General features: G+C 68.4%; 11 protein-coding genes. 8 read left to right on the plus strand and 3 right to left on the minus strand.

All coding sequences use genetic code 11. The features are described from left to right. The coding region (locus tag E1261_RS37945; RefSeq protein ID WP_202875387.1) for a hypothetical protein at positions 1-521 on the minus strand (521 nt) is incomplete at its 3' end. A 58-nt stretch (positions 522-579) separates the two neighbouring features. On the opposite strand from E1261_RS37945, the gene E1261_RS37950 reads away from it, so the two are divergent. The 3 genes from E1261_RS37950 (at position 580) to E1261_RS37960 (ending at position 3,027) form a co-directional block, all read left to right on the plus strand. Then, on the plus strand, positions 580-984 hold the full coding sequence (locus E1261_RS37950) for an ester cyclase (protein WP_132414581.1): 405 nt from the start codon (positions 580-582) through the stop codon (positions 982-984). Positions 985-1,282: 298 nt separating this feature from the next. Continuing rightward, positions 1,283-2,059 (plus strand): sulfite exporter TauE/SafE family protein, encoded by a 777-nt coding sequence (locus E1261_RS37955; protein ID WP_238176684.1) that lies wholly within the window; start codon positions 1,283-1,285, stop codon positions 2,057-2,059. A 287-nt stretch (positions 2,060-2,346) separates the two neighbouring features. Continuing rightward, positions 2,347-3,027: a slipin family protein gene (locus E1261_RS37960; RefSeq protein WP_202875388.1), complete on the plus strand. Its 681-nt coding sequence runs from the start codon at positions 2,347-2,349 to the stop codon at positions 3,025-3,027. On the opposite strand, the gene E1261_RS37965 is transcribed toward E1261_RS37960, so the two are convergent. Continuing rightward, positions 3,005-4,111: a cytochrome P450 gene (locus E1261_RS37965; protein WP_132414583.1), complete on the minus strand. Its 1,107-nt coding sequence runs from the start codon at positions 4,109-4,111 to the stop codon at positions 3,005-3,007. The genes E1261_RS37960 and E1261_RS37965 overlap by 23 nt on opposite strands. A gap of 17 nt (positions 4,112-4,128) precedes the next feature. Next, on the minus strand, positions 4,129-4,623 hold the full coding sequence (locus E1261_RS37970) for a hypothetical protein (RefSeq protein ID WP_132414584.1): 495 nt from the start codon (positions 4,621-4,623) through the stop codon (positions 4,129-4,131). Between the two features lie 285 nt (positions 4,624-4,908). Between E1261_RS37970 and priA the strand changes: the two genes are divergently transcribed. The 5 genes from priA to E1261_RS37995 form a co-directional block, all read left to right on the plus strand. Then, on the plus strand, positions 4,909-5,646 hold the full coding sequence (gene priA, locus E1261_RS37975) for a bifunctional 1-(5-phosphoribosyl)-5-((5-phosphoribosylamino)methylideneamino)imidazole-4-carboxamide isomerase/phosphoribosylanthranilate isomerase PriA (protein ID WP_132414585.1): 738 nt from the start codon (positions 4,909-4,911) through the stop codon (positions 5,644-5,646). Next, the gene (locus E1261_RS37980) at positions 5,643-7,943 is read left to right on the plus strand and encodes an HAD-IB family hydrolase (protein ID WP_132414586.1); all 2,301 of its coding nucleotides are present in this window, start codon (positions 5,643-5,645) and stop codon (positions 7,941-7,943) included. The genes priA and E1261_RS37980 overlap by 4 nt, the downstream gene beginning before the upstream one ends. Then, positions 7,943-9,142 (plus strand): zinc-dependent alcohol dehydrogenase, encoded by a 1,200-nt coding sequence (locus E1261_RS37985; protein ID WP_132414587.1) that lies wholly within the window; start codon positions 7,943-7,945, stop codon positions 9,140-9,142. The genes E1261_RS37980 and E1261_RS37985 overlap by 1 nt, the downstream gene beginning before the upstream one ends. 45 nt (positions 9,143-9,187) lie before the next feature. Further along, positions 9,188-10,768 (plus strand): NPN-dependent hydroxyacid isomerase, LarAH14/15/16 family, encoded by a 1,581-nt coding sequence (gene larAH / locus E1261_RS37990; RefSeq protein ID WP_132414588.1) that lies wholly within the window; start codon positions 9,188-9,190, stop codon positions 10,766-10,768. Continuing rightward, positions 10,768-11,505, plus strand: a 738-nt coding sequence (locus E1261_RS37995; RefSeq protein WP_132414589.1) for a lysophospholipid acyltransferase family protein, incomplete at its 3' end; no start/stop codon positions are given. The genes larAH and E1261_RS37995, both read left to right, overlap by 1 nt.

Consider the following 11,505-nt stretch of genomic DNA (forward strand, 5'->3'; position numbering starts at 1 on the left):
GGGTCGTAGAGGGCGCCGGGTTCGAAGGGCTGGAGTTCGGGGAAGGGATAGCCGTCGATGAGGACACGTTCGGCGTCGGCCAGTCCTTCGGCGTCGGTCACCTGGCGGATGTCCAGGTCGGTGGTGGGTGGCGTGGTGACGGTTCCAGGGAAGCGGACCATCAGGGGTGGGTGGCCGGCCAGGGCCAGACCGTGGGGGCGGAGGTCGCCGGTGGGCCAGGCGCTGACGAAGAGGTACGGGACGTCACTCGGTAGTTCATGCGCCGCCGCCGCGATCACCGAGGCCGGATCAACGGGCTGCTTCGGGACCACCCAGTTGGTCAGCGGCCCCCGGTCGCCGAGGATCCCGCCGGCCCAGGTAGCGCCGTCGTACCAGGGCTTGCCGATCCGCCGGGCCGCATCGGTGGCCCAGGATGCATGAGCCAGCACGGCCTGCCGCACGATCGAGTCGGCCGGATCGAGGCCGGCCTCCCAGCCGGTCGCCAGTGCTTCACCTGCCGGAGGAAGAATCGAGGACGCCATCCTCCGACTGTGGCACTCGTGAGACGCCGGGGAAATACCCCGAGCGCACACTGGCGGGATGGGCATCGAACAGAACAAAGCGCTGGTACGCCGCTTCCTCGAAGAAGGCCTCGCCGGGGATCCGACGGTGTTCGACGAGATCTGCGCGCCGGACTTCGTCAATCACGCGTCGCCCACCCGATCGGGCATCCAGGGCGTCAAGGACGTGATCGCGTTCTCGCTGCGGATGCAGCCGAACCAGCGCTGGGTCGAGCAGCACCTGGTGGCCGAGGGTGACCTTGTCGTTCTGTACGGCGTTCGCGCGGCGACCTGGAAGGGGACCGAGTTCCGCGGCATCGCGACACCCGAGGGGGAGGTGTCGGTCGAGATGGCGCACATGTTCCGGATCAAGGACGGCCTGATCTCCGAGCACTGGGCCGTCCGCGACGACCTCGGCATGATGCAGCAGTTGGGCGCACTCTAGGAGACCGCTGAATAGTCGGCGAGTTGCTGGGCCAGGACCGAGTCGGGCCAGTTCGCCCCAAGGCCAGTTAGTTGAGGGCTCTCTACACGAGCCGGTACGACGTTGAGCACGGTTCAACCATGTGCACGGCCGGATCGTGGTTGGTGGGTGCTCAAGGTGCGCCGGCCGATCGACCTTGTGCACGGTTCGACCGTTCCGGCGGGTGCCAGATGGTTGGTAGGTGCTCAGGGTGACTCCCAGGTGGGATGGGTCACGTAAAGGTTGTTTGGGATAATGGCCTTACCGGATCATGGGGTGTGTGCCTGATATCTCTACCTGGACCCTGATCTTTCTCATCGTTGCGGCCTTCTCCGCCGGCTGGATCGATGCTGTGGTCGGGGGTGGTGGGCTGGTGCAGTTGCCGGCGATGCTGCTTGGGCTGCCGAACGCTTCGCCTGCGCAGATCCTGTCCACCAACAAGATCTCGTCGCTGTTCGGTACGACGACGAGTGCGGTGACGTTCGGGGTGAAGGTGCGGCCGGACAAGCGGACGGTGATTCCGCTGGCGATTCTGGCTGGGCTCGGGTCGGCGGCCGGCGCCTTGGTGGCAACGCAGATCCCGATGTCGTGGTTCAAGCCGATCGTGCTGGTGCTGCTGATCGCGGTCGCGATCTACACGGCGATGAAGCCTTCACTCGGGGCGCGGACCGCGTTGAGGTTCGACGGGCGTGAGCACTATCTCGCGGCCTGCGGGGTCGGTGTCGTGATCGGTTTCTACGACGGCGCGGTCGGGCCGGGGACCGGGTCGTTCCTGATCTTCGCGCTCGTCGGTCTGCTCGGCTACAACTTCCTGCAGGCCAGCGCCAAGGCCAAGATCGCCAACGTCGCCACGAACCTCGGCGCGATCGGAATCTTCGCCCTCCACGGCGCACCGCTCTGGAAGCTCGGTCTGATCATGGGCGCGGCCAACATGGTCGGCGGTCTACTAGGCGCCCGTACGGCGGTCGCGCGCGGCAGCAAGTTCGTCCGGATCGTCTTCCTGGTGGTGGTCTCCGGCCTCATCCTGCGCCTCGGGTACGACGTCTTCCTGGGCTGAGCGAATTGCAGTTGCCGTCGGCCACCAGGTACCGCCACACTGATCGAGCACGGTCAGGTCTGCAGCGGATGCCGGTGTACCGGAGTCCGTCCTGCGCGTCGTCCTGATGCGGTGCATCCGCTTGCACACGGACAAGCCCTATCAACGATTCGCCCCGGCATCCAAGCTTTCCCGGAGCGCGGCCAGCAGGCCCGGCAGCTAGGACAGTGCCGGAACCTCCGCCGCCGTACCGGGTTGGGTGCCGGGGCGGATCTCTTTCAGGGCAAGGATTCACAGGAGGGGTTGCAGTGGCGAAGGTAGTGGTGCAGGCGTCCGAGCGGGTGCTGGTGTATCGCGATGGTGTGTTCGAGGCGATGCTCGAGCCGGGGCGGCATTCGGTCCGCAAGATCTGGCGGGTACGCCGGGAGAGTGTCGATCTGCGGGTGCGTCAGCTGACCGTGTCCGGGCAGGAGATCTTCACCGCCGACGGAGTGACGGTTCGGGTGACCGCCGTCGTTCGCTGGCAGGTCAGCGATCCGCGGGCCTTCGTCGAGTACGCCGAGGCTCCGCTCGATCTGCTGCATGTCGCACTGCAGCTCGCAGTGCGTGAGGCGGTCGGTCGGCGTGAACTCGAGGAGCTGCTGCGGCCGGACACCCGGTCCGCGATCAGCGCCGAGCTGCCGGAGCCGGTCCGCGCCGAGGTGGCCGGGCTCGGCATCACGGTCGAGGACGCCTCGATCCGGGACCTCGCACTGATCGGTGAGCTCCGGGCCGCGCTTGCCGAGACCGCGCTGGAACGTCAGCGTGGCCGGGCGGCGCTGGAGCGGGCACGGGGTGAGGCGGCGGCGCTGCGTTCGCTGGCCAACTCCGCCAAGCTGCTCGATGACCACCCGGCGCTGGCCGCGCTGCGGATGATTCAGGCGGCGAGCGATGCCGGGGCGACCGTCGTACTGACGCCCGAAGGCTTCACGCCTCCCACGTCACGTTGAGCGCCGGCACCTTGCGGAACACGAGTCCGCGAGGTGCCGGTGACTCCGGTTCGAGACGCAAACCAGGCAGGGCCAGTACGGCGGCAACTGCGGTCTGCGTCTCGAGTCGGGTGAGGTGCATGCCTAGGCAGATGTGTGGGCCGCTGGCGAAGGCGAGATGCCGGCGCGCGTTGGATCGCCGTACGTCGAAGGTGTCGGGATCCGGGAAGACCTCGGGGTCGCGGCCGGCTCCGGCGAGTGAGACCACGACGAGGTCGCCGCGGCGGATGTGGTTGCCGGCCAGCTCGATGTCTCGGGTTGCATAGCGGTCGACGACTGCGGCGGCTGGTTCGAGGCGGAGGGACTCCTCGAGTGCGTTGGGGAGCAGCGCGGGGTCGGCGCGGACGAGGGCGAGCTGCTCGGGGTGCGTCAGCAGGTGCCAGAGGGCGTTCGTGATCATGCCCTCGGTGGTCTCGATCCCGCCGAACATCAGTACGGCGGCGTTCGCCACCACCTCGGCGATACTCAGCCCCTGCGCCGCGGTGCCCAGCAGCCCGTCGGAGTCGATGCCCGAGGCAACATGTTTGTGCAGCTCGGCAAACGCGGCCGCACCCTCGTCAGTAACCGCACGGCCGGCAGCAACCCCCGTCACGGAATCCGAGATCGCCGTATACCAGTCAAGCACCGTAGCCGCCGAGGCCTGGGGGAGACCGAGCGAGTAAGCGACCACCGCCACGGAAAGCGGTCCCGCCAAACTCGTCCTCAGATCAGTTGGATTTGTCAGCACGCCGATCAGTTCGGCGACGGTCTGCTCGACCGGCCGAGTGAAGCGCCGGCGGGTTTCGGCGAGGCCGAACGGGGACTCGAAGGGAGCGCGGTGGGTGGCGTGGGCGGGTCCGTCCAGGGAGAGCATGGAAGGCCCGACGACCTGGGCTGTGGAGAAGCGTGGGTCATCCACCGTGAAGGTCTCGGGATCGCGCAGGACGGCGATCGCCAGGGCTCGGCCGCTGACCACCCAGCCCTGGAGCGCCTCGACCCATCCGACCGGCCGGACGGCGGCCAGTGCGGGATGCGGGTCGTGCTCCAGTTCCGCCAGCGTGGTCATGCCGACGAGCCTACGTTTTACGAGGCACCCACCACCTTGAAGTTCGTGTCGACGAAGATGTGGTGCGGCCAGTTCACACCGACGTAGTGCACCTCGTACTCGCCACTGCTGAGCTGGACAACACGATCCACGACGCCGCCCGGGTAGGCGGCGAGTGCGGCTTCGGTCGCCTTGTACGCCGCATCCCCGCTGACGATGGTTCCGGATCCTTCGGTGTAGTTCGCCGGGATCGTCCCGACCTGCTTGGCCGCACTCGGCGCACCGCGCTCGAACGGAACCACGCCGGCCGCGGTGGATGCCGCCGTACTGCCGGTGTCTGCAGGCTGGACGATCACCTGCGCAGCGGTGATGGCAGTCCCGTTCGCAGTGCCGAGCACCAGCACGTTCGCGCCCTGGGCGACGACGTCCGCGGTGGCCTCGGTCGTTCCGTTCAGGTACGTCGTCGAGCCGGACCGGGTGATGGTGACGGCCTGTCCTGCGCCGGTCGTCAGCGTGAAGCCCGTGTCGGACACCTCGGTGATGGTGCCGGCGGTTCCGCCCGCGGCCGCTCCGGATCGAGCGTTGGACCCGCCCTCGCCGCGCGGCCCACCAGGTGCCGGCGATCCTCTCGGTGCTGTTGTCACCGACAGTGCCCCGCGTCCTTGGAAGGTCCCTGCAAGGTGCCTGGGGACTCGCTGTGAGTACCGATTTACAGCAGACCAATCACCGCACTGGTATTGCTGAGACACTTCGATTCACAGTGATTCAGCGGGGCACTGGGTTATAAAACGTCAACCCGAGCCCTCTAGGGTGTGGCCATGTCTGAGAACCTGGTGCTGCTGCCTGCCGTCGATGTGGCGGACGGGCAGGCGGTTCGGCTGGTGCAGGGTGAGGCTGGTAGCGAGACGTCGTACGGCGAGCCACTGGCGGCGGCGCTGGCGTGGCAGGAGGCCGGGGCGGAGTGGATCCACCTGGTCGACCTGGACGCTGCGTTCGGCCGGGGGAGCAACCGTGAGCTGCTGGCCGAGGTGACCGGGAAGCTGGATGTCCAGGTCGAGTTGTCGGGCGGGATCCGCGATGACGACTCCCTGGCAGCCGCCCTCGCGACTGGTGCCCGGCGGGTCAACATCGGGACGGCCGCGCTCGAGGACCCGGAGTGGTGCGACCGGATCATCCAGCAGTACGGCGACCGGGTGGCGATCGGGCTGGACGTGCGCGGCCGGACGCTGGCGGCGCGCGGCTGGACGAAGGAAGGCGGTGACCTGTACGAGGTGCTCGAGCGGCTGGAGACGGCGGGCTGTGAGCGCTACGTGGTCACCGATGTGACGAAGGACGGCATGCTCCAGGGGCCCAACCTGGACCTGTACCGCGACCTGTGCGCGCGCACCGACAAGCCGATCATCGCCTCCGGCGGTGTCTCGAGCCTGGACGACCTGGTGGCGCTGAGCACGCTGGTCCAAGACGGGGTCGAGGGCGTCATCGTGGGCAAGGCCCTGTACGCCGGCGCGTTCACCCTGACCGAGGCACTCGAACTCACGCGTGGAGGCGACAAGTGAGTCTGGCCGACAAGCTGCAGGACAAGAAGGTCCTCGTCACCGGGATCACTGGTTTCGTCGGTGAGGCCCTGCTGCACCGGATGATCGGCGACCTGCCCGGGACGACGGTGGTGGCGATCATCCGGCCGAAGGGCTCGATGACCGGTGCGCACCGGATGGCGCAGCTGCTGAAGAAGGACATCTTCAAGCCGTTCTACGGCGAGGGCACCCCGTACGCCGACGCCGAGGCGCTGACCGCGGCCCGGATCGAGGTGGTCGAGGGCGACCTGTCCGACGTACCGCCGCTGCCGACCGATCTCGACATCGTCGTGCACTGTGCCGGTGACGTCAGCTTCGACCCGCCGATCCACGAGGCGTTCACGACCAACGTGCTCGGGACCAAGAGCCTGCTCGAGCGGATCAACGAGAGCCGTCAGGGCACCGACCGCTCGATCCACTACGTGCACATCTCCACCGCCTACACGGCCGGCCGCCGCCGCGGTGCGATCCCGGAGGCGTCGGTCGACCACACCGCCGACTGGCGGGTCGAGGCCGAGGCCGGGATGGCGATGAAGTCCCGGATCGAGGAGCAGTCGCGGTCCGCGCCGATGCTGGCCAAGTTCCGCAAGGAGGCCGAGAAGCTGCACCGCCGCGCCGGCCACCTCACGGCGGCCGTCGACACCGAGCGCCGCCGTACCGAATGGGTCGCGAAGCGGCTCGTCGAGACCGGCACCGAGCGGGCCCGCAGCCTCGGCTGGACCGACTGCTACACCTTCACCAAGGCGCTCGGCGAGCGGGTCGTCGAGGAGTTCGCGAGTATCTTCCCGACCTCGATCGTCCGGCCGGCCATCATCGAGTCCGCGGTGCAGAGTCCGCACCCGGGCTGGATCGAGGGCTTCAAGATGGCCGAGCCGCTGATCCTGGCCTACGGCCGCGGCGAGCTGCCGGAGTTCCCGGCCAGCCCGGACTCGGTGCTGGAGATCATCCCGGTCGACCACGTGGTCGGCGCGATCTGCGCGGTGATGGCGACCGAGCCCGAGCTGAACAAGCCGGAGTATTACCAGATCGGTTCCGGCGCCCGGAACCCGCTGACCTTCGAGCAGATGTACGCCGGGATCCGCGCGTACTTCTCCGACCACCCGTTCGACCTCGGCGAGCGCGGCGCGGTCCGGCTGCCGGTCTGGAAGTTCCCCGGCGGCGACTCGGTCGAGGCGATGCTGCGGTACGGCGAACGCGCGCACAAGCTCGCGGATGCGGTCATCACCCGCGTCCCGCGCGGTGAGCGCACCCGCAAGTACGCCCGTGAGCTGGACGTGCAGAAGCGCCGGATCGACTTCCTCCGCCGCTACATGGACCTGTACGCCGAGTACGCGCAGGCCGAGATGAACTTCGTCGACGACAACGTGCTCGCGCTGCACAACTCGCTCGAGGGTGACGACCGGGAGAAGTTCGCCTGTGACATCACCGTCGTCGACTGGCAGCACTACCTGCAGAAGGTGCACTGCCCGAGCGTCACCGAGTCGATGCGCCGCCTGGACGTCGTCCGCAAGAAGCGCAACAAGGGGCTCGCGGAGACGGCCGGCGTACTGAAGAAGGTCGAGCCGAACGCCGACGCGCAGATCATCGCGGCGTTCGACATGGACGGCACGCTGCTGTCGTCGAACGTGATCGAGACCTACCTGTGGATGCGGCTGCCCGAGCTGGACGGCCCGCAGCGGGTCGCCGAGTTCGGCCAGATGCTGCGCCGGTTGCCGAAGCTGATCTCGGCCGAGCGCAAGGACCGCGGGGCGTTCCTGCGCGCGATCTACCGCCGGTACGCCGGTGCGGACCTGGAGGAGCTCAACCGGATCGTCGACGAGGTGCTGTCCGAGCACGTCCTCGAGCGGTTGAGCGGCGCCGCCGTACGGCGGATTCGTGAGCACCGCGCGGCCGGGCACAAGACGATCCTGATCACCGGTGCCGTGCGGCCGCTGACCCGCCCGCTGGAGCCGTTGTTCGACGAGATCGTCGCGGCCGAGCTGGCCGTCGACGACCGCGGTCGCTGCACCGGGTACCTGTCCGGGCCGCCGCTGGTCGGTGAGTCGCGGGCCGCGTGGATCAAGCACCGCGCGCGGAAGGGCGACATCGACCTGTCGAAGTCCTTCGCGTACGCCGACAGTCACTCGGATCTGCCGATGCTGTCGGTCGTGGGCAACCCGGTCGCGGTCTCGCCGGACGTGTCGCTGTTCCGGGCCGCGCGGGCCGGGCGCTGGCAGATCGTGGACTGGAAGACGCCGTCGACGTCGTCGCGGCTCGAACTGCCGGGGGTCAACGCCTGATGATGCTCGCACTCGAGATGTACCGCTCGCCGGCCAAGTACCTGGCGGCCAAGGCGGTCGGCGGCCGGATCCCCGGCATGCTGACCGGTCCGGCGGCGCCGCTGCGCCTCGTCACCATCAACGAGCCGAAGGCCGACCGGGAGGGCTGGGCGCGGATCCGCCCGATCCTGTCCGGGATCTGTGGTTCCGACCTCGGCATGGTGACCGGCTCCACCAAGATGTACTTCTCGGCCGTCGTGTCGCTGCCGTTCGTCCCCGGTCACGAGATCGTCGGCGAACTGCTGGACGACTGCGAGGACCTGCCGAAGGGCACCCGCGTAGTCATGGACAGCGTCCTGACCTGCGCCACCCGTGGTGTCGAGCTGTGCGAGGGCTGCGCTGCCGGAAACACCAACCGGTGCGACCGGATCACGGTTGGCCACCTGAAGCCGGGTCTGCAGACTGGGTTCTGCCAGGACACCGGCGGTGGCTGGGGCAACCTGATGGTCGCTCACCGCAGCCAGTTGTACGCCGTACCGGAGGGCCTGAGCGATGAGCGAGCCGTGCTCGTGGAGCCGCTGGCCGGTGCCGTGCATGCTGCCTTCCGCGCCAATGTCCAGCCTGGGCAATCGGTTCTGATCAGTGGCGCCGGAGCGGTCGGCCTGTTCGCCACGCTCGCGATCCGCGAGCTGACGCAGGCCGGCCGGATCACCGTGGTTGCCAAGCACCCGAAGCAGCGTGAGCTGGCCCGGGCCTTCGGTGCGAGCGACGTGGTTGCGCCCGACGAGGTGTTCCGTGGCGTCCGCCGGTCGACCGGCGCGTTCCGGCTCAAGCCCGACCTGGGTGCCAAGGAGTTTCTGCTCGGCGGCGTCGACATCGCCGTCGACGCGGTCGGCAGCAAGGACTCGATCGACACCGTGCTCCGGGTCACCAAGGCCGGTGGCCGGGTGGTCCTGTCCGGGATGCCGTCGACCGGTGTCGACCTGTCGCCGGTGTGGTTCCGCGAGCTGGATCTCGCCGGCACCTACGCCTCCGCGACGTCGGAGCCGAACGGGCGCCCGGCGTTCGAGACCGCGCTGGAGCTGGCCGGACGGGCCCCGCTGGACGGGGTCGTCGGGGCGAAGTACCCGCTGTACCGCTGGCGCGAGGCTCTCGACCACGCGCATTCGGCCGGCCGCCTCGGCACGGTCAAGGTTGCTTTCGATGTGAGGGCCTCGTGAGGGCCGTGACAGTTCCGCAGGACGTACGACGAGAGGGTTTCTGACATGTCTCGGCCAGGATTCGTGCTTGAGGTGGACGACCGGACTCCGCCGCTGATCGTGCACAACGGTGAGGGTTTCCTGCTGGAGCGCTTCCCGCTCGGCACCCGGGTGGTCTACCCGCCGGAGGCACTGCCGGCAGTGCGCGACGTGGAGGAGGCGATCCAGAACGCGTTGCTGAACCCGATCGAGTCCGAGCCGCTGCCGGAGCTCCTGCACGCGGGGATGCGGCTGACGATCGCGTTCGACGACATCTCGCTGCCGCTGCCCCCGATGAAGAAGCCGGACATCCGGCAGCGCGTCATCGAGGCGGTGCTGGAGCTGGCCGCGCAGGCCGGGGTCGACGACGTCGAGATCATCTCGGCCAACGCGCTGCACCGGCGGCTGACGCCGAACGAGTTGCGCGACATCGTCGGTGAGCGGGTCTTCCGGTCGTTCTTCCCCGAGGGCAAGCTGTACAACTTCGACGCCGAGGACAGCGACAACCTGACCCACCTGGGCGTCACCAAGCACGGCGAGGACGTCGAGATCTCCAAGCGGGCGGCCGAGTCCGACCTGCTGGTCTACGTGAACGTGAACCTGGTGGCGATGGACGGTGGCCACAAGTCCACCTCGATCGGGCTGGCGTCGTACAAGTCGCTGAAGCACCACCACAACAGCCACACGATGATCCACTCGCGGTCCTTCATGGACCACAAGGCCTCGAAGATGCACCACTCGGCCTGGCGGATGGGCGAGGTGCTGACCGAGCACGTCAAGGTCTTCCAGATCGAGACCACGCTGAACAACGACCTGTTCTCCGGCGGCCTCGGGTTCCTGCAGAAGCGCGAGTGGGAATGGTCGCTGAAGGACCAGGCCTCGATGCTCGCGGCCAAGCGTGGGCTCGCCGCTGCCCCGAACAAGCTGCGGCACAAGATCTACACCGACGTCCGGTCGCCGTACGGACTGACCGGGATCAACGCCGGCAAGATCGAGCCGGTGCACGAGAAGACGATCGAGATGGTGCACCGCCAGCACATGGTCGAGGTGCAGGGCCAGGCCGACGTCGGCGTCATCGGCGTGCCGTACCTGAGCCCCTACAACGTGAACTCGGTGATGAACCCGATCCTCGCCGCGGTGATGGGGATGGGCTACCACTTCAACGCCTACCGGGGGAACCCGATCGTCCGCAAGGACGGCGCGCTGATCCTCTACCACCCGGTGCCGTACGAGTTCAGCCAGCTGCACCACCCGTCGTACGTCGACTTCTTCGAGGAGGTGCTGTCGGAGTCGACCGACCCGGCCACCATCGAGGCGAAGTTCGAGAAGCAGTACGCCGAGGACCCGTGGTACATCCACCTGTACCGGACGTCGTACGCGTACCACGGCGTGCACCCGTTCTACATGTGGTACTGGATCAGCCACGCGCTGGACCACTGCGGCGACATCGTCTGGGTCGGCGCGAACCGCAAGACCGTGGAGCGGATGGGCTTCCGGTCCGCCTCGACGCTGCAGGACGCGCTCGAGATGGTCAGCCACTCGGTCGGCCGGTCGCCGTCGATCACGTACCTGCACAACCCGCCGCACCTGATCGCGGACGTGCGCTGATGGGGAACAGTCTGGTCAAGTTCAGCCGCGACACCGTGCGGGACGTGAAGGTCGTCGCGCGCGGCTGGCGCTGGGGCCGGCGGCCGCAGGTACCGCGGTCGGCCGAGGCGTACGTCGTACCGAAGGAGACCTCGGTCTTCCCGACCCGCTGGGCCCGGACGCCGGCCGCGATCGCGATCCGCGACGTCCTCCAGAAGGGTCCTCTGAACGCGGTCCTCAACGTCAACGTCAAGCCGGAGGTCAGCGGGCTCGACTCGCTGCGCAAGCTCGACGGTCCGGCGCTGATCGTGGCGAACCACTCGTCACACCTGGACACGCCGCTGTTGCTGCTGTCGCTGCCGGACTCGATGCGTCGCCGTACGGCGATGGCGGCGGCCGCCGACTACTTCTTCGACACGTGGTGGCGAGCGGCCGGTTCGGCGATCGTCTTCAACACGTTCCCGATCGAGCGCCGCGGCGGCAAGCTCAGCGCAACCCCCGGCGACCTGCTCGCCGACGGCTGGAACGTCGTCGTCTTCCCCGAAGGCACCCGTTCCCCCGACGGCTGGCTACAGCGCTTCCGCCTGGGCGCGGCCTACCTGGCCGTCGAGCACAACGTCCCGGTGATCCCGGTCGGCATCAAGGGCTCGTTCGCCGCCATGCCCCGCGGCCGCAGCTGGCCGGTCCCCGGCCGCCCCACGGTCGCGGTCCGCTACGGCGACCCGATCCGCCCCGCCGAAGGCGAGAGCCCCCGCGAC

Source organism: Kribbella albertanoniae (assembly GCF_004348455.1).
Classification (GTDB): Bacteria; Actinomycetota; Actinomycetes; order Propionibacteriales; family Kribbellaceae; genus Kribbella; species Kribbella albertanoniae.